A 17561-nucleotide genomic window follows, 5' to 3' on the forward strand; every position below is an offset into this window, starting at 1 on the left:
GAAAGGCCCCTTCGATGAGTGCTGCCGCCTGGCTCCCCGACGGCTTCACGGTCCAGCGGATCGCCACCAACGACACCCACCTCTCGGTCGCCGTGGGCGGCACCGGTCCCGTCCTCGTGCTGCTGCACGGCTGGCCGCAGACCTCGCGCGCCTGGGCCCGTGTCCTGCGCGCCCTCGCCCGTACGCATACGGTCGTCGCCCCCGACCTGCGCGGCACCGGCGCCAGCGACCGGCCCGAGGACGGCTACCGGAAGACGAACCAGGCCGACGACCTGCGCGGCGTCCTCAAGGCGCTGGACCTGGGCGGTCCGGTGGCCGTGGCCGGCCACGACATCGGCTCCATGGTCGCTCTGGCCTGGGCCGCCGCCCACCCCGACGACATCTCCCACCTGATCCTCATCGACGCCCTCCTCCCCGGCCTCGGTCTGGAAGAGGCGATGAACGTCGCCGAAGGCGGCATGTGGCACTTCGGGTTCTTCATGTCCGAGCATGTGCCCGAGATGCTCTTCGACGGCCATGAACTGGAGTTCTTCACCGCCACGTTCACCGCCATGTCCAACCCCGGCACGTTCACCGACGAGGACCTCGCCGCCTACGCCCACGAGTACACCGGCCGGGAGCGGCTGCGGGGAGGCTTCGCGCACTACCGCACGCTCCTGGACGACGGGCGCGAGAACCGTGCCCTGCTCACTCAACGCCACCTGCCCATGCCCGTGTTGGCCATCGGCACCGCGCACTCCGACACCACGGCTGCCAAGGCCCTGCGTCCGTACGCGGACGACGTGCGCGAGGCATTCGCACCGACCGGCCACTTCGTCGCCGAGGAAGACCCCGGCTGGTTCGTCGCCACGTTGAACGACTTCCTCACCCCGACGCGGGACTGATCCCTCGGCGGCGGCTCTGCTCGTGGCCCACGGCCGCGCACGGGGTGTCTCGCGAGCGATGGTCGACGGACACGACTCAGCGGGGTCCTGCACGCCGGGCCTCTCCGCCATGCTCGCCGGCGACCGGGCCGCCATCGCGAGCGGCGGTGGCGCGTACGCCGGCGAGCACGATCGCAGTGATCCGTTGCGCGTCGGCTCGTGTGAACTCGCGCGCGCCCCGGCTGACCAGTCCGTGCACCGGGCCGCTGAGCATCTCGACGAGGAGGCGGCAGTCGACCTCCGGAAGCTGGCCGTTCTCCATTGCTGCCTCCACCCGTCGGCGCAGCGCGGCCAGGCGCTGAGCGAACGCCTCGTCGACGACGGCCCGTAGGCCGGGGTCGTCGTGGGCCGCGCCGACGACATTGAGCAGTGCCCGCCCTTGCGGGCTGGACAGGGCGGTGGCGAGGGCTTCCAGGAAGTCGACGAGGTCGGCGTCGATGTCGCCGGTGTCGTGCAAGGGCGCCGCATCGGCGCTGAAGGAGGTGAGCGCGTCGGCGACCAGGGTCGTACGGTCGGGCCAATTGCGGTAGACACTGGTCTTGTTGACCCCGGCGAGCTCGGCGACCTGGTCGTAGCGCAGGCCGCCGATCCCGTGGCGGGCGATCAGCTCGGCAGCGGCCTCCAGGATGCGATGCCGCACCCGGGCGGTGCGTCCGCCCGGACGGCGGGCCGGCTCTCGCGCGGATTCGTTTTCGGGCACGGACGGGACCCTACAGCGGCTGTGCCGAGCGCAGTCGCGTGTTGCGCGCCTCGATCGCCTCCCACGTGGCGGGGACCACGAGGTCGGCTCCGCCCCGCGCGAACTCCTGGGCTGCTGTCGCGTGGGGGCGCTGCCGCTCCTCGTAGGCGCTGAACGCCGCGGTGAGGTCGTCGTCGTGCCGCGTCAACTCCTCGGTGAGCGTCCACGCCCCGAGCAGGGCGAGCGAGGTGCCGCGCCCGGCCATCGGGGTCGCGCAGTGTGCGGCGTCGCCGATCAGTACGACCCGTCCCCGGTGCCAGCTCGGCAGATGGATCTGGGCGAGCACGTCGAAGTAGAGGTCGGGGTCGTCCTGGGCGGCCTCGATCAGCTCGGGGACCTTCCAGTCGTCGATCCCGGCGAAGGCCTCGGCCAGGATGTGCTTCTGCGTGCCCAGGTCGCGGTGGTCGTAGTCGATCGGGTCGGACCGGAACTCGAAGAGTGCCAGCGCTTTGTCGCGGTACTGGGCCACGCCCGCGAAGCGCCCAGGCAGGTTGAGGATCTCCGTAACGCGGTCTTCGCCGGGCGACGCCTGGCCGGGCGCGTCCGCGATCGCGACGTACACCCCGAGGTGCTCGGTGAACTCCTCCTCCGGGCCGAACACCAGCCGGCGCACCGCCGAGTGAACCCCGTCGGCGCCGACGACGATGTCGTAGGCGGCCTCGCGGCCGGAGGTGAAGGTGACCGCGACCCGGTCCCCGTCGTCGACCAGCGTCGCGATCGACTCCTGGAAGCGCAGGTCGACCTGCTCGGGCAGGGCCCGCCGCAGGATGGTCATGAGGTCTTCGCGGGGGAGCTCGATGTCATCAGGAGTCTCGTTGATCTCCTGCACCGCCAAGGCGGCGGCGGGTGCGCCGGATCGGTCGACGAACGTCGTCCGCTCGGTCATCGTGATCCGATGTTCGTGCACCGCGTCGAGGATGCCCATGCTGCGCGCGGTCTCGATGGCCTCGCCTCGCACGTCGATCGGCGAGCCGTTGACGCGCAGGTGGTTCGCCCGCTCGACGATCTCCACCTCGTGCCCGGCGCGCGCCAGGTCGATGCCCGCGCAGAGTCCGGCTGTCCCTGCCCCACTGACCAGGATCCGCATGTTCACTCCTTCGACGTCACGGCATGATCAGCCACTATAGCAACAATCAGTTGCTTTAGACGTGCCGTCGTGTCCCCGGAGCCGGCCGCCGCGGCTCGGCGGGATGCCGAACACGCCGAGCCCGTGCGCCCGGCGTCGATGAACTTGCCGGTGTTCGGCATGACCACCACGCAGGCGCGCGGCGCGAACTCCGACTGCGCGGGCGGCTCCCCGCCCGACCTGATCGCCATCGCGGGCGACGCCGCGCGGGTGGTCGCCATCGCCGACTTCATGAGCGCGGCGGCCAAGTACTCCGTTCACCTCTCCCGCGGTGCACCCGGCGACGAGGGCGGCAGGGCGATCGGGCAAGGGCCTACCGGGCTGCGCGGGACGTCGCACGGAACCTGCCGGGCGGCACACCTCGTGCGCGGCTGAATGCGCGGCTGAAGGCGTACGCCGAGGTGTAGCCGACGTCCTGGGCGATCCGTTCGAGGGAGTCATCGGAGTCACGCAGGCGACGTGCGGAGAGGTCCAGGCGGCGCCGGGTGAGGTAAGCGGCCGGAGTCTCGCCCAGGGCCGCCGGGAAGCGGCGGGCGAGCGTGGCCCGCGAGACACCGGCCGCGCGGGCGAGTTCCGCCGCCGTCCACGCGCGGCCGGGCTCCGTGTCGATCAGGGCCATCACCGCACTCACGACGGGGTCGCGCAGGGCGTGCAGCGGGGACACCGCGCTGTCGTCGTCCCGTTCGAGCCAGTCACGCAGTGCCTGCACCAGCAGCACGTCGACCAGGCGGGCGAGCACGACCTGGCTGCCCGGCCGCGGCGCGGTCAGTTCACGGCCCACCAGCCGGATCGTCTCGGCGAGGCCGCCGCCGTCGCCCCGGTCTCGCAGCAGGACGGTGTCGGGCAGCGCCGCCAGGAAGGATCCGGAGGTCGTGGGGTCATGCGTGTAGTGCGCGCAGAGGATGTGCGTGTGCGCCTGTCCGCGCCCCATGCGGACCGTGCCGTCTGCCGCGAGCGTGTACCCGTCGGAGTGCTCCGGCGTCGTGCGGGCCAGCGCCTCGGGGTCGCTCGCCAGCGCATGTGCGCGGCCGCCGGGGAGCAACAGGACGTCACCGGGCCGCAGTTGCAGCGATGCGGAGCCCTCGGGGGCGATCCACACCGTGCCCGAGGTCACCGCGTGGAACGCGGCCCCCGGCTGCTCGGCCGACCACCACCCCCAGTCGTCGCCCGCGGCGATCCGCGCGCCCAGCACGCCGCGTACCAGCTGAGCGTCGATGAGTCCGGTCAAGGCATCCATGCGCTCAGCATGACAGATGGATGAGTGTTACGGGTATCAAACTGAGCGCATATGCTATTGAGGCTCGCACGGTCCGGTTCTAGCGTTGCGTTCATGGACATCAAGGGAAGCATCGCACTCGTCACCGGCTCCAACCGCGGCATCGGTCGGCACTTCGTCCAGCAGCTCCTCGACCGGGGGGCGGCGAAGGTCTACGCCGCCGCCAGGAAGCCGGAGACCGTGGACGTGCCCGGCGCGATTCCGCTGGCACTCGACATCACCGACCCGAACGCGGTGGCCGCCGCCGCGGCCCTCGCCTCCGATGTGACCCTGCTGGTCAACAACGCGGGCACCGCCACCGGCAGCGACCTGGTGACCGGCGACCTCGCCGCGATCCGGCAGGAGATCGACACCAACTTCTACGGCCCGCTCGGGATGATCCGCACGTTCGCGCCGGTTCTGGCCCGCAACGGCGGTGGCGCCATCCTCAACGTGAACTCGCGCATGTCCTGGCTCTCGTTCCCCGGTGTCAACGCCTACGCCGCCTCGAAGGCTGCCGCGTGGAGCATGACCAACGGGGTACGTATGGAGCTGGCCGGGCAGGGCACCCAGGTCACCGGGCTGTACCTCAGCTCGACCGACACCGACATGATGGCGGGCTGGGACTTTCCCAAGAACGACCCGGCCGACGTCGTGACCGTCGCGCTCGACGGCCTGGCCGCCGGGGCGCCCGAGGTGCTCGCCGACGACGAGACCCGCGAGACCAAGGCGTCTCTCGCCGCCACCGCCTGACGGCATGCCGTCAGGCGGCCGAATGCCGTCAGACGATGGCGCACCCGCTCAACAGCAGCTCGCTCACGGAGGATTGATATGTCTGCGTCCCGTCCCGTACTGCGCACGGCGCTCGTCACCGGATCGACGAGCGGCATCGGCAGGGCGACCGCGCTCGCGCTCGCCCGAGCGGGCCTGCACGTCATCGTCCACGGGCGGGACGCCGAGCGCGGCCGGTCCGTCGTCGACGCGATCCGGTCCGCGGGGGGACGGGCGGACCTGATCCTGGCCGACCTGTCCGAGGAGAAGGAGGCCGCCCGTCTCGCACACGAGGCGGAGGAACGCACCGGCGGACTCGACGTCCTGGTCAACAACGCGTTCCTGGCGCAGCGGTACGCCCCGAGCGCGCGGAGTTCGGGGGCCGACCTCGACCGGTCCGTCGCCGTCAACGTGAAGGCCCCGCTCGTACTCGTCGCCCACCTCGGCCCGAGGATGGCGGAGCGGGGCCGCGGGTCGATCATCAACGTGTCGATGGTCGCCGCGAACAAGGCGGTGCCGGGCATCGCCCTGACCTCCGCGGCGAAGGCGGCCCTGGAGTCCCTCACCCGAGGGTGGACCGCCGACTACGCACCGGCTGGAGTGCGGGTGAACACGGTCAGCCCCGGCGTGGTCCTGACGCCCGCGAACGAGCAGCTCCGGGAGCAGATGGAGCGGTTCGCGCAGGCGACACCGGCTCGCCGTCCCGCACAGCCCGAGGAGGTCGCCGACGTGATCGCCTTCCTGGCCTCACCCGCGGCATCCTTCGTCTTCGGCGCCAACCTGCCCGTCGACGGCGGCATGTCCGTCTCGTAGGCGGTGAGTTCGCGCCGTGGGCGGCAGTTCCGTTACGCAGAGGAGCCAGAACGATGGACGCACGACAGGCCGAGGACGGCGCTCCGAGTGGCGCGCGACAGTGGATCGCGGAGTCCGAGACGCTCACCACGGGCGCTGGGCACCGGATAGCGTACCGACGGCGCGGGCAGGGTTCCGCCGTGCTGCTGCTGCACGGCTTCCCGACCTGGTCCTACGACTACGTCGCAGTCGCCGCCGACCTGGAGGGCGACCACCAGGTCGTCACCCTCGACTTCCTCGGCTACGGCATCTCGGACAAGCCCGACCCGTACGACTACACCGTCTCCGAATCCGCGGACATCGTCGAGGAGCTGATCGCACACCTCTCCCTCGACGAGGCCGATCTGGTCGTGCACGACTACGGCGCCATCGTCGGCCAGGAACTCCTGGACCGCCGGCGGCGCGACGTCCTCGGCTTCGCGGTCCGCAGCGTGACGATCCTCAACTGTGCGATCGTCTACAGCGCTTACCGCCCCACGACCTTGCAGAAAGTGCTCATCAAGCCGGTGCTCGGTCGCTTCGTCGCGTCACGCGTCACGGGCGCGCGCGCCCGTGACGGACTCGACGCGGTCCGGGGCGCGGCGAAGCTGACCGACACGGAGTTCGAGAACCTGTGGCTCGGCATGTCCCACGACGGCGGGCACAAGCTGGCGTATCGCCTGATCCGCTACAACGCCGAGCGCGACCTGCACCACGCCCGGTGGGAGGCCGCCCTGCTCGCCTGGGACGGTCCTCTGCACCTGGTGTGGGGCCTCGCCGATCCGGTCTCGGGCGCACATGTCCTGGAGCGGGCCAGGGAGCTGCTGCCGCACGCGACGGTGACCGCGCTCGAGGACGTGGGTCACTTCCCGCAGTCGGAGTCCCCGAGTGCCGTGGCCGCGGCGGTCCGGGGCGGGTGGGCGTCCTGGTCCCGGTAGGGCGCGAGGAAGGGCCGCAGCGCCGACAGCAGTTCCCGCGGTGTTTCCTCGGGCGGGAAGTGGCCGCAGTCGGGGATGACCACGCCGGTGACGTCGTCCGCGACGCGGTCCATCGTCGCAGCGACCGCCGCGCCGAGGTTCCGCGCCCCGCCGATCGCCAGCACGGGCAGCGTCAGGGGACGGGTCGACCGCTGCTCGTTCTGGGCGATGGTGTCGTCGAGTGCCCGGTAGAAGGCGAAGCTGGCGTGCAGCGCGGCGGGATCGGCGGCGAGGGTGTCGACGTAGTGCCGGACGGCGTGGTCGGGCAGCGGGCGGGCGGCCTTCGCGGCGAACTGGTGGCCGAAGAAGAGATGTTCACGGCCTTGGACGAGCTGCTCGTTGATGCCGGCGAGACGGTTGAAGGCGAAGTGCCACAGACGGTCGTTGGCCTCCGTGTCGCCGAACAGGGGTGGTGACGGCGTCAGGCCGGGGACGGCCGCCTCCGCGACCGCGAGCCGCTCGATCCGCGCGGGGTGATCGGCGGCCAGCGCGTAGCCGGTCCACATGCCGATGTCATGGCCGACCACGGCGAAGCGATCGTGCCCGAGCGCGGTCATCAGGCCGGCCATATCGCGGGCGAGGGTGGCGGTGTCGTAGCCGGTCCCGGGCTTGTCGGACAGTCCCACGCCGCGCGCGTCCACCGCGATGACCTGGAAGTCGCGGGCGAGTGCGGGCATCACCAGACGCCAGGCGTACCAGGTCTGGGGCCAGCCGCCGAGCAGCAGGAGCGGCCGGCCTTCGCCTCCGGTCACGGCGTGCAGGCGCAGGCCGTCGACATCGACGTACCGGCTGGTGAAGGTGTCGGCGAAGCCGACGGGCAGGTGCGGGGCCCGGTCGACGGACCCCGGGCCCGTGGGCGTGCCCGATGAGGCGGACGGCAGGTTCATGCGATGTGTCCTCTCCGGCCCGTCGACGGGCTGGCGGGCCCTTCGGCCGACCATCCTGTATCGATCGGTACAAGATGACTGTACCAATCGGTCCACGATGGGGATAGCGTGGATCGAGCAGAGAAGCGGGGCAGTGGCGAGGAGGTATCGGCGGTGGCCGGACGCAAGCGGTTCGATGTCGACACGGCCGTCGAGCAGGCCATGCACGTGTTCTGGCTGCGCGGGTACGCGGACGCGTCCCTGGACGCGCTCGGCTCGGCCACCGGCCTGGGCCGCGGCTCCTTCTACGGCGCCTTCGGCAGCAAGGACGCCCTCTTCAGCAGGTGTCTGGACCGCTACTCGTCCTTCTACGGCGCGCAGTACGAGCAGGCCCTGAGGGCACACCCCGGGGAGCCCGCGCGCATCGTCGAGGACTTCCTCGCCGTCACCCTGCGCCGTATCGCCGACCCCGCGGTTCCCGCCGGCTGTCTCATCGCGCAGTCACTCGCGCAGCTGCCGGTGCTCCCGCCGGACAGCGGGGCTCATGTGCGCAAGCTGCTCGACGCCCAACGGGCCCGTGTGCGCGCCGCGTTCACCGCTCTGGACGCCGAGGATCACGTGCTCGACGAGCTGGCCACGTATGCCGTCGCGGTCAATCAGTCCCTGGCCGTGCTGAGCCGGGCCGGCGTCCCGGACGCCGAACTGCACAGCGTGGCCGCGCTCGCCGCCCGGACCGCCGAGGGCGCCCTCGCCCGGCCCGCCGGGCACGGGGCCGGGTGACGAGGGCCGCCCGTCACGGTTCTGTGCCCTGGCTTCGGCGGCTACGGCACGAGGACGAGCCGTCCGCGCAACCCGCCTCCCGCGAGAGTCTGGTGGGCCTGGGCGATCTGCTCCAGCGGGAAGGTCCGGGCCACCCGCAGGGTGATCAGGCCGGTACCGGCGAACGCCGCCAGCTTGGCCAGGCGTTCGCCGTCAGTGTGCCAGGCCAGATTGGTCATCCGCACCTGACGGCGGGCCATGGGCGCGGAATTGAGCAGCGACACGAACGCGCCGCCGTGCCGGACCGCGTCCGCCGCCTCCGCGGCCAGGTTGGCCGCGTCGATCGCACCGTCCACGCCGCCCGGCACGAGCGCCAGGACCGCCGGTGCGAGGTCCTCGTCACGCGAGACGAACAGCTCCGCGCCCGCCTCGCGCACCAGCTCCTCGTCCGCCGCTCCCGCCTGGGCGACGACCCGCAGACTCCGCAGGCGTGCCAGCTCCAGCGTGTAGAGGCCGACCCCGCCGGCCGCGCCGGTGACCAGCAGCCACTGACCCGGCTCCAGAGCCAGCGCGTCCAGGGCCTGGTCCGCGGTGGTCGCGTTCAGGCCGAGCGCGGCCAGCTGTACGAGATCGGTCCCGGCCGGGGCGGGAGCGAGTTCCCAGTCCTTCAGGAGGACATACTCCGCCTGGGTGCCCAGATCGCGGTCCAGGCGCTCCTGGGTGCCGACGACCCGGTCACCGACGGTGAACCGTGTGACGCCTTCGCCGATGGCGGCGACGATGCCCGCCACATCCGCGCCCAGCCCGTACTGACCGCGCTGAGCGACGGCGCCGTACCGCACGTTCAGGCCCTCGCGTACCAGGACGTCGGCGAAATTGACCGAGGCCCCGGCGACCTTGACCAGTACTTCTCCGCGGCCCGCCCCGGGGGTTCGCGCCTCGATGATCTCGAGGACCTCGGGCCCGCCGAACTTCCTCACCACTGCCGCACGCATCCGTCTCGCCTTCCTGCTGGTCCGTCCCGGCTGCGTTCGTGCAGCGGAATACGGGATCGCCTCTTCGACGGTGCGCGATCGGCGAGGGCCGAGCCAGGTCCGGTTCTACCTGGTCCCAGCAGGACCAGGCACAGCCCGTGGGGGCGACGTAGCGTGGGTGGGGTGGAGACGACGATCGGGGAGTTCCTGCGCACCCGGCGCGGGCGTATCTCGCCCGAGCAGGCAGAGCTCCCGCCGAGCCATACACGTCGGCGGGTGCCGGGGCTGCGTCGGGAGGAAGTGGCGCTGCTCGCCGGGGTCAGCCCGGATTACTACGTCCGCCTGGAACAGGGCCGCACACCCCACGTGTCCGACCAGGTGCTCACCGCCGTCGCCGAGGCCCTCTCGCTGTCCGACACCGAGACGGAGCACCTGCGCAACCTCGCCCGCCCCGCGCGAGACGCCCCCTCGCCGGCGAAGGCGGGGACGGGGTCCGGTGCCGTGCCGGACGAACCGCTCGTGCGGCTGCTCCACACCATGACCGGCGCCCCTGCCCTGCTCCTCGACGCCCGCCTCGACATCGTGGCGGCCAACAGCGCGGCCGAGGCCGTCTTCGACGTCGCCGGCATGCCCGAGCCCCGCAACGCCGCCCGCCAGCTCTTCCTGCACCCGGAAGCGCGCTCGCGGTACGCGAACTGGAACGCGATCGCCGCTGAGACGGTCGCCCAGCTACGTCTGCTGACCGGCCGCCGCCCTGACGACACCCGGCTTGCGGCGCTCGTCGGTGAACTCGCCATCCGCAGCGAACCGTTCCGGATCCTGTGGGCCACCGGCGATGTCCGGGAAAAGCGTCTGGGCGTCGCCCGCATCGTGCACCCGGCCGTCGGCACACTCAGCTTCGACTACCAAGCACTCGCCGTACCCGCCCGCCCCGACCGCACCCTGCTCACCTACCTGCCCCAGCCCGAATCCGCCGAGGCTCTGGGCATCCTGCTGAGCTGGACGGCCGAAAGGTCCACCGAAGCGGACCGAGCCGGACGTGGGCCTCACCGGTGCGGTCGCGGTGACGGTGACGGTGATGGGCAGGTGGGCCGTCCGGGGAGGGAACGCGCCGGGCGTGGCCCCACGGGCTGACGCCGACGCCGACGAAGCGGGTCGGGCCCAGCGCGGTCTTGAGCCCTTCGCCCCAGCCGCCGGGCGACGTGCCGCACAGGCGGCAACCCGGCCCACCACCGCCGTCGCTTAGGATTCACGGCGACTCGTGGGGGCGTTCGGTCCGCGCGCGAAGACCAGCCCACGGGAGAAGCGAGGTAATGCCGGTGATCTGCGTCGGAGGCATGATCGGCATCGGCAAGACGAGCGTCGCCGAGCTGATCGCCGAGGAACTGGGCAGCGAGGTCTTCTACGAGAGCGTCGAGGACAACCCGATCCTGCCGCTCTTCTACACGGCGACCCCCGAGGAGATACAGGCCAAGCGCTACCCCTTCCTGCTCCAGCTGTACTTCCTGCAGACCCGGTTCGCCTCGATCAAGCAGGCCTACAAGAAGGGCGACAACGTCCTCGACCGTTCCATCTACGAGGACTGGTACTTCGCCAAGGTCAACCACGACCTCGGCCGCATCAGCCCGCTCGAGATGCAGGTCTACGAGGGCCTGCTCGACGAGATGATGCGCGAGATCGACGGCCTGCCGTACCGCAAGGCCCCCGACCTCATGGTCTACCTCAAGGCCGACTTCGAGACGGTGCTGCACCGCATCGGCCTGCGCGGCCGCGACTTCGAACAGGACGAGAGCCTCGTCGCGTACTACCGCACCCTGTGGTCCGGCTACGACGACTGGGTCCACCAGCACTACTCGGCCAGCGACGTCCTCGTCATCGACATGAACCACACCGACGTGGTGAACAACCCCGACGATGCGGCCCGTGTGCTCCGCGAGGTCAGGGAAGCCCTGTCGGAGGCCGCACGCCCGGTGATGTGAGCCGCGGCGGGCTCACGTCCTTCACTTCCTCACGTCCTTCGCCGGCATCAGTACTTCGTGTACTTGATCCAGTCGTAGCGGGCGGTCAGCGGAGTGCCCGGGTAGGTGAACGGGCCGAGCCAGTCGTCGACCCCGATCCCCGGCCACAGGTTGGTCATGATGCGCATCGGGCGGGTGGGCAGCGCGCCGCGGGAGCCGTTCTCCTGGTGGACGAGTCTGCCGTCCACGAACCAGTTGATGGTGCCCTGGTTCCACCACTCGATGGCGTAGTCGTGATACCCGGCGGAGGCGTCGAACCCGAGGTCGATGACGGTCTCGTGACCGCCGACACCGTTGGTGAAGTAGTTGGTCTGCATCTGGGTGGTGTTCTTGCCGAGGATCTCGACGTCTATCTCGTCCCAGGGCTGACCGTCGCTCGGCCCGGTGTAGGTGAAGAACCCGGTCACGACGCCTTCGCGCTTGACCGCCTGGAGCCGGGCCTCGAAGCGGCCGTACGAGTACAGGTCGTTGGTGCGGTACTCGCCGGAGGCGTAGGGCTTGCCCGAGCAGCCGGAGGGGCAGGTCGCGATGTCGAGGTTCTGGCCCATGACACCGCCGTTGAACCAGGTGTGGTCGGCGCGCCAGCCGACGTTGAACATGTCTCCGTTGGACCAGCCGTCGGACTTGCTCCAGCGGCCGGTGTCGTGGAAGTCCAAGTTGTCGGTGAAGCTGCCGCCGACGGCGTACGCGGGGCTGGCCAGCGGAGAGAGGACCAGCGCGAGGGCGGCGAGTGGTGCGAGCAGCCGGCGAGGTGTGCGGAACCGACGTGATGTCGTGCGGAAGTGCATCTCGGCCTCCTTGTGCCGTGAAACCCATGTGCGGGACAGGCTCGGCGTCCGCTGACGGCACAGCTGTGCGGGGGGAGGACGCCTGTGGTGCGGAGAAACTGGGAGCGCTTCCAGAAAGTAGCAGCGCATCATCTGGCCTACAAGGCATCGGATATGCCCGGTCGTACTGGAAGCGCTCCCGGTATCGGCCAGGGCTGGTGACGACGTCCTTCGCGTCGATGGTCTCGACCGGGGCTGCTCTTCTCGGATACGTCGGCCCGTCAGGTACTGGAACGCTTCACCAGATGGGTGGGCAGGATCAGCGGGCTGGCGGTACGGCCCGCGATGAGCCCGACGAGCATCCGGGCCATTTCGCGCCCGAGCCCCCGGATGGGCTGGTGGATCGTGGTGAGCGCGGGCTCCGTGATCTGTGCGACGGCGAGGTCGTCGAACCCCACCACGGCCACATCCGCGGGCACCGACCGGCCGGCTCCGCGCAACGCGCGCAACGCGCCCGCCGCCATGTTGTCATTGGCCGCGAACACCCCGTCCAGATCCGGATGCGCCTCCAGCAACCGGGCCATGGCGGCGGCTCCAGCGGCTTCGGAGAAGTCCCCCTCCTCGGGCGGGCGAGGCGTCAGACCGGCGAGCGCCATGGCTTCCCGGTAGCCACGATGCCGGGATCTGGCCACCTCGGTGTCCAGCGGACCGCAGATCGTGACCACCCGGGTCCGCCCGCGTGCGAGCAGGTGATCGGTCGCGTCCCGCGCGCCGCCGACGTTGTCGATGTCCACGTACCAGCGCGGTTCGAAATCCACCGGGCGCCCACCGAAGACCACCGGCAGCGGGCTCTCCTTGGCGATCCGGGCCAAGGGATCGTCCTCGTGCGACGCCGTCAGCATCACCCCGTCGACGGCACGGGAGCGCACGAGCTGTTCCACCCGCTCCCGGCCGCGCGGGGTGGTGGCCACGCAGAGCATCATGTGCAGGTCGGCTTCCTCCAGGGCGCCGGCCACTCCGGCGATGACCTGCGCGAAGAAGGGGTCCGTCAGCACCTCCGTGTCGTCCCGCGAGATGACCAGCGCGGCCGCACCCGCCTGACGCGTGGCCAGGGCGCGTGCCTTCGGGTTGGGGACGTAGCCGAGTTTCCTGATCGCCCGTTCCACGGACTCACGCTTGGCCCGGCTGACATGGGGAGCGTGGTTGATCACCCGGGAAGCCACCGACCGCGACACACCGGCCAGTGCGGCCACCTCGTCGAGCGTGGCGTGCCGATGCGACAGCTCCTCGGCCATGGACACCGGCCTTCCCTCGCGACGGATGTGGAAGCCCTTCCATTGTGGCCTGTGGCCGTGGCGTACGCGGGTCAGATGACCGGCGGGCGGCCCAGCCTCGTCATCTGCCACACCGTGGACCAGCGCATCGGGCGGCGCTCGCCGCACGGGGTGCGGACGCCCTCGGCGAAGCCGCCCGCCCAGGCGCGCAGGCCCTTCGGGTCGCGGGTGCGGGCGAGGGTGAGCAGGGTCCAGGTGCCGAGGTAGGCGGGGACCAGGGGGAGGGGCAGGTTGCGGCGGGCGAGCCAGACGCGGTTGCGGGCGGTCATCCGGTAGTAGACCGCGTGCCGGGCCGGGGACGTCTTCGGGTGCTGGAGCAGCAGCTCGGGCTCGTAGAGCACCTTCCAGCCCGCGTCGAGCGCGCGCCAGGCGAGGTCGGTCTCCTCGTGGGTGAAGAAGAACTCCGCGGGCCACAGGCCGGTCTGCTCCAGCATCTTCATGGAGAACGCGTGGCCGCCGCCGAGGAAGGCGGTGACCTCGCCGCCGCGCATCGGGTCGCCGGCGCGCAGGCGCGGCACGTGGCGGCGCTGCGTCTCGCCGAGCTCGTCCGCGATCCGGAAGCCGACGATGCCGAGCCGGTCGTCGGCCGCGAAGTGGTCCCGTACCCGGCGGAAGACGTCCTTGTCGACCAGCAGCCCGTCGTCGTCGAGCTCGATCACCACGTCCACGTCGCCGATCTCGGCGAGCCTGCGCAGCCCCTCGTTCCGGCCGCCCGGGCAGCCGAGGTTCTCCGGCAGCTCGATGGTGGTCACCCCGCCGTCGAGGTCCTCCAGGCCGGGGAACGTCGTGAAGTCCGGGAGCTCCGTGCCGTTGCCGATGATCACGAGCCGGGTGGGCCGGACGTCCTGCATGGCGACCGACGCCAGCAGCGCCTCGACCGCCTCCGGGCGGTCCCCCATGGTCACGATGGATACGCCGATGCGTGGTGCGGACGGTGCGGACAAGGTCGGTACTCCTGGGCTCGGCTGCCGGTCGTCGGCTGCTGGTCGGCAGCGGTGCCCGCGATCGTAACGCCTCGGTGTTCAGTCCGCGGTCGCCGCCCGGTCATCTGCGGGCCCGTCGGTGTTCAGGAGTGCGTACACGGTCATGTCCCGCCGCTCGTCGCCCACCTGCTGCCAGCCGCGCAGCAGCCCCTCCCGCCGGAAGCCGACGTCCTCGGCGATCCGGGCGGAGGCGGTGTTCCACGGTTCGACGAAGAGCTGGAGGCGCGGGACGCCGAGGTCGCGCAGGGCCCAGCCCGTGACCGTACGCAGTGCGGCGCGGGCGACGCCCTGGCCCCGGGCGGGGGCGGTGAGCCAGTAGCCGACCGAGGCGCGGCCCTCGGGCAGATCGCGCAGCCACAGCCCGATCGCGCCGACCGGGCGCCGGTCCCGGGAGCGGACGATGGCGAACGGGTACCCGGTGCCGCCGGCCGCGCGCTCCCACTGCCTGCGGACGAACGCCTCGGCTGCCGCGTCCGAGTAGCGGGCCGGGATGGTGGTGATGAGCGGGATGTACGGGTCGAGCGAGGCCTCGCGGACCAGCGGGAGGTCGCTCATCTCCCAGGGGCGCAGCACGAAGTCGGGGCCCGCGGACATGCTCGGGACGGTCAGCGGCTTGAGGCCGGGGCCGGGGCCGGGGGTGGGATCGGAGCCGGAGCCGGAGCCGGAGCCGGAGCCGGAGCCGGAGCCGGAGTCGGGGGTGGGGGCGGGATCGGCGTTGGAGCCGGGCTTGGGGGCAGCCATGTCCGTATCCTCCCGCTGTCGATCCTGTTCCGCTCCCGGGCGGCCGGTTCTCCTCCGCCTCTGCCTGCGCCTCCGCTGCTGTCGATGCGGTTCGTAGCCGGAGCAGGTCCCGCTCGGCTCACTTCTCCGCTGTCGGTCCCTTCCGCCCGGCCAGGAAGTACCCGGCGAGCAGGGCTCCGGCCAGCACCAGCGCGGAGTTCACGAGGATGGCGGTGGAGACGCCGGACAGGACCGCTTCCGGTCCGGTCGCGGCCCCCGTCCGGGCGGTGACGACCGCGCTCATCACCGGGATGCCGAGGGCGATGCCGACCTGCTGCGTCATCGTCGCCAGTCCGGTGGCCCGCCCCTGTTCCTCGTCCGGCAGACCCGAGGTGGCCGTGACCATGAAGCCGACGATCATCAGCATGTTGCCCACACCGCCGACGAAGGTGGCGGCCAGCAGCAGCCAGATCCAGGCGCCGGACGTGCCGAGGGCCACGAGGGCGAGGGTGGCCGCGGCCTGGACGGCGCCGCCCAGCACGATGGCGCGGCGGTTGCCGAAGCGGCCCACCGCCCGCCCGCCGAGCAGCCCGCCGACGACCGTGCCGATGCCCAGCACGCCGAACGCGAGGCCGGTGGCCAGCGCGGAGTAGCCGAGGACCTCCTGGAGGTACAGGGTGAGCAGGAACACCAGTGAGGTCTCGGTGGCGAAGGCGATCAGCCCGGCGGCGTTGCCCCACACGACGCTCCGCCGCCCGAGGATGTGCGTCGGGACGAGCGGGGCGGCGGCCCGCTGCTCGATGCGGACGAAGACGGCGAGGAGTACGGCTCCGGCGGCCAGGGCCGCCAGCGTGGTGGGGGCGGTCCAGCCGGTCTCGCCGGCCCGGGTCAGCCCGAGGACGAGCAGCAGCAGCCCGCCGGTGACGGTGACCGCGCCGGGCACGTCCAGCCGGGGGCGCCGCTCCGGCCGGGAGTCGGCGATCACGGACGGGGCCAGGATCACGACCAGGGCCGCTACCGGTACGTTGATGAAGAAGGCCCAGCGCCAGGAGAGCAGGTCCGTCAGGAGCCCGCCGAGGATCGCTCCGGCGGTGAACCCGGCCGACATCAGGGCCCCGTTCAGCCCGAGCGCGCGTTCGCGCAGCGGTCCTTCCTTGAACGCGGTGGTCAGCAGTGCGAGTCCGGCGGGGGTGACGGCCGCGGTGGCCAGGCCCTGGAGCACGCGGGCGGTCAGGAGGACTTCGGGCGAGGTGGCGAGGCCGCCGAGCGCGGAGGAGAGGCCGAGGACGGCCATGCCGCCGATGAAGAGGTTCTTGCGGCCCACGAGATCGGCGACGCGTCCGAAGAGCAGCGTGAATCCGGCCGCCGCGAGCGCGAAGGACGTGGCGATCCACTGGAGGTGGGCCAGCGAGAAACCGAGGCCTTCGCCGACGACGGGCAGTGCCACGTTCAGGATCGAGAAGTCCACCGCGATCATGAACTGGGAGCCGAGCAGCAGCGCCAGTACGAGCTTCTGGCGGCTGGTCATGCGAGGGCCGGCGGGCTCCGCACCGGCCGTCGTCGGCCCGGTGGGTACGGGAGTGGTGCCGGGAGTGGTACGAGGTGTGGGCATGGCAGGGGCGCCTTCCTGTTCCTGGGCATTCCTGAGCAGGGGAGGGCTTAACGGTTCTATAGTTCCGTTAAGCTGGTGGCGTCACCGTAACAGGAGGGATGGCTTTAATGGAACTGGAGGCCCGTTATGACGTCTGAAGGTCCCGCCGCCGACGGCGTGGAGCCCGGCACGGTGCGCCCCGGCGGCCGTACCGCCCGGGTGCGGGAGGCGGTGCTGCGGGCGGCCGGGGACGCGCTGGTGGAGCACGGCTTCGACGGGCTCGACCTGGCCGATGTCGCCCGGCGGGCCGAGGTCGGCAAGACGACCGTCTACCGGCGCTGGTCGGCCCCCGCCGGGCTGGTGGCCGATCTGCTCTCGGACATGGCGGAGCAGTCGCTGCCGCGCGCGGACACCGGATCACTGGCCGAGGACCTCCGGGCCAACGCCCGCCTCGTGGTCCGTACGCTCACCGATCCCCGGCAGGGGGCCCTCTTCACGGCCGTGATCGCCGCCGCCACCTGCGACCCGCGCACCGCCGAGGCCCTGCACCGCTTCTACGCGGTGCGGATCGGGGAGTGGTCGGGGTGCGTCGAGGCGGCCGTCGACCGCGGCGAACTGCCGGCGGGCACGGACCCGGGCGAGGTGATCGCGGCGGTCTCGGCGCCGCTGTACTACCGGCTGTTGGCCAGTGGCGCCCCGCTGGACGAGGCGGCGGCCGACCGGGCCGCCGACGCGGCGGTCGCCGCCGCGCGGGCGGGCGTCTTCGTCCGCTGAGGAGCGCGGGAGCCTGCGGCGGTGCGTGCGCGAAGCCGCAGAGGTGCGTGCGCGAAGCCGTCGCGGTGGGCGCGGGAAGCCGTGGCGGTGCGTGTGAAAGGTCTTGGTGGTGACCGGCTTCGTGGTTCCCGGCGGTACGTCGATAAAGTGCTG

Annotated in this window: 18 protein-coding genes and 1 pseudogene; 9 read left to right on the plus strand and 10 right to left on the minus strand. The window is 71.6% G+C overall.

Going from position 1 to position 17561, the window contains the following annotated elements:
* The first annotated feature begins 14 nt into the window (after positions 1–14).
* The gene (locus G3I54_RS16580) at positions 15–884 is read left to right on the plus strand and encodes an alpha/beta hydrolase (RefSeq protein ID WP_164615473.1); all 870 of its coding nucleotides are present in this window, start codon (positions 15–17) and stop codon (positions 882–884) included.
* 76 nt (positions 885–960) lie between these two features.
* Here G3I54_RS16580 and G3I54_RS16585 read toward each other — a convergent pair whose 3' ends face one another.
* Positions 961–1623: a TetR/AcrR family transcriptional regulator gene (locus G3I54_RS16585; RefSeq protein WP_164615474.1), complete on the minus strand. Its 663-nt coding sequence runs from the start codon at positions 1621–1623 to the stop codon at positions 961–963.
* A gap of 10 nt (positions 1624–1633) precedes the next feature.
* A complete protein-coding gene (locus G3I54_RS16590) occupies positions 1634–2749 on the minus strand; it encodes an FAD-dependent monooxygenase (RefSeq protein ID WP_164615476.1) in 1116 nt (371 codons plus the stop codon).
* 192 nt (positions 2750–2941) lie between these two features.
* Between G3I54_RS16590 and G3I54_RS40150 the strand changes: the two are divergent.
* A pseudogene (locus tag G3I54_RS40150) lies at positions 2942–3058 on the plus strand (NADP-dependent oxidoreductase); the annotation flags it as partial.
* Between the two features lie 43 nt (positions 3059–3101).
* On the opposite strand, the gene G3I54_RS16600 reads toward G3I54_RS40150, so the two are convergent.
* Positions 3102–4025: an AraC family transcriptional regulator gene (locus G3I54_RS16600; protein WP_164615480.1), complete on the minus strand. Its 924-nt coding sequence runs from the start codon at positions 4023–4025 to the stop codon at positions 3102–3104.
* 93 nt (positions 4026–4118) lie between these two features.
* On the opposite strand from G3I54_RS16600, the gene G3I54_RS16605 reads away from it, so the two are divergent.
* The 3 genes from G3I54_RS16605 (at position 4119) to G3I54_RS16615 (ending at position 6583) form a co-directional block, all read left to right on the plus strand.
* Complete coding sequence (locus G3I54_RS16605) at positions 4119–4796, plus strand: SDR family oxidoreductase (RefSeq protein WP_164615482.1); 678 nt, start codon at positions 4119–4121, stop codon at positions 4794–4796.
* Between the two features lie 78 nt (positions 4797–4874).
* Positions 4875–5627 (plus strand): SDR family oxidoreductase, encoded by a 753-nt coding sequence (locus G3I54_RS16610; protein ID WP_164615484.1) that lies wholly within the window; start codon positions 4875–4877, stop codon positions 5625–5627.
* Between the two features lie 53 nt (positions 5628–5680).
* Positions 5681–6583 (plus strand): alpha/beta hydrolase, encoded by a 903-nt coding sequence (locus G3I54_RS16615; RefSeq protein WP_164615486.1) that lies wholly within the window; start codon positions 5681–5683, stop codon positions 6581–6583.
* Here the strand turns inward: G3I54_RS16615 and G3I54_RS16620 are convergent.
* The gene (locus G3I54_RS16620; RefSeq protein WP_164615488.1) at positions 6508–7509 is read right to left on the minus strand and encodes an alpha/beta hydrolase; all 1002 of its coding nucleotides are present in this window, start codon (positions 7507–7509) and stop codon (positions 6508–6510) included. The genes G3I54_RS16615 and G3I54_RS16620 overlap by 76 nt on opposite strands.
* A 153-nt stretch (positions 7510–7662) precedes the next feature.
* Here G3I54_RS16620 and G3I54_RS16625 point away from each other — a divergent pair, with 153 nt between their 5' ends.
* A complete protein-coding gene (locus tag G3I54_RS16625; protein WP_164615576.1) occupies positions 7663–8268 on the plus strand; it encodes a TetR/AcrR family transcriptional regulator in 606 nt (201 codons plus the stop codon).
* A gap of 41 nt (positions 8269–8309) precedes the next feature.
* Here G3I54_RS16625 and G3I54_RS16630 read toward each other — a convergent pair whose 3' ends face one another.
* On the minus strand, positions 8310–9242 hold the full coding sequence (locus tag G3I54_RS16630; protein ID WP_164615490.1) for an NADP-dependent oxidoreductase: 933 nt from the start codon (positions 9240–9242) through the stop codon (positions 8310–8312).
* Positions 9243–9404: 162 nt separating this feature from the next.
* Here G3I54_RS16630 and G3I54_RS16635 point away from each other — a divergent pair, with 162 nt between their 5' ends.
* Entirely contained in the window at positions 9405–10355 is a 951-nt protein-coding gene (locus G3I54_RS16635) for a helix-turn-helix transcriptional regulator (RefSeq protein WP_164615492.1), read from the plus strand.
* A 179-nt stretch (positions 10356–10534) separates the two neighbouring features.
* Positions 10535–11200: a deoxynucleoside kinase gene (locus G3I54_RS16640; RefSeq protein ID WP_164615494.1), complete on the plus strand. Its 666-nt coding sequence runs from the start codon at positions 10535–10537 to the stop codon at positions 11198–11200.
* Positions 11201–11247: 47 nt separating this feature from the next.
* Here G3I54_RS16640 and G3I54_RS16645 read toward each other — a convergent pair whose 3' ends face one another.
* From G3I54_RS16645 to G3I54_RS16665, 5 genes are all read right to left on the minus strand, one after another.
* On the minus strand, positions 11248–12027 hold the full coding sequence (locus G3I54_RS16645) for a glycoside hydrolase family 16 protein (protein ID WP_164615496.1): 780 nt from the start codon (positions 12025–12027) through the stop codon (positions 11248–11250).
* A 260-nt stretch (positions 12028–12287) separates the two neighbouring features.
* Positions 12288–13301, minus strand: a complete 1014-nt coding sequence (locus tag G3I54_RS16650) for a LacI family DNA-binding transcriptional regulator (protein ID WP_164615498.1) — start codon at positions 13299–13301, stop codon at positions 12288–12290.
* 71 nt (positions 13302–13372) lie between these two features.
* Positions 13373–14284: a glycosyltransferase gene (locus G3I54_RS16655; RefSeq protein ID WP_203686434.1), complete on the minus strand. Its 912-nt coding sequence runs from the start codon at positions 14282–14284 to the stop codon at positions 13373–13375.
* Between the two features lie 78 nt (positions 14285–14362).
* The gene (locus G3I54_RS16660) at positions 14363–15064 is read right to left on the minus strand and encodes a GNAT family N-acetyltransferase (RefSeq protein WP_164615500.1); all 702 of its coding nucleotides are present in this window, start codon (positions 15062–15064) and stop codon (positions 14363–14365) included.
* 118 nt (positions 15065–15182) lie between these two features.
* Positions 15183–16571, minus strand: coding sequence for an MFS transporter (locus G3I54_RS16665; protein WP_164615580.1), 1389 nt, complete (start codon positions 16569–16571; stop codon positions 15183–15185).
* A gap of 210 nt (positions 16572–16781) precedes the next feature.
* Here G3I54_RS16665 and G3I54_RS16670 point away from each other — a divergent pair, with 210 nt between their 5' ends.
* Positions 16782–17408, plus strand: coding sequence for a TetR/AcrR family transcriptional regulator (locus G3I54_RS16670; RefSeq protein WP_203686436.1), 627 nt, complete (start codon positions 16782–16784; stop codon positions 17406–17408).
* Positions 17409–17561: the final 153 nt, after the last annotated feature.

The organism is Streptomyces sp. SID14515 (assembly GCF_010548505.1).
In the GTDB taxonomy this organism is placed as follows: domain Bacteria; phylum Actinomycetota; class Actinomycetes; order Streptomycetales; family Streptomycetaceae; genus Streptomyces; species Streptomyces caviscabies.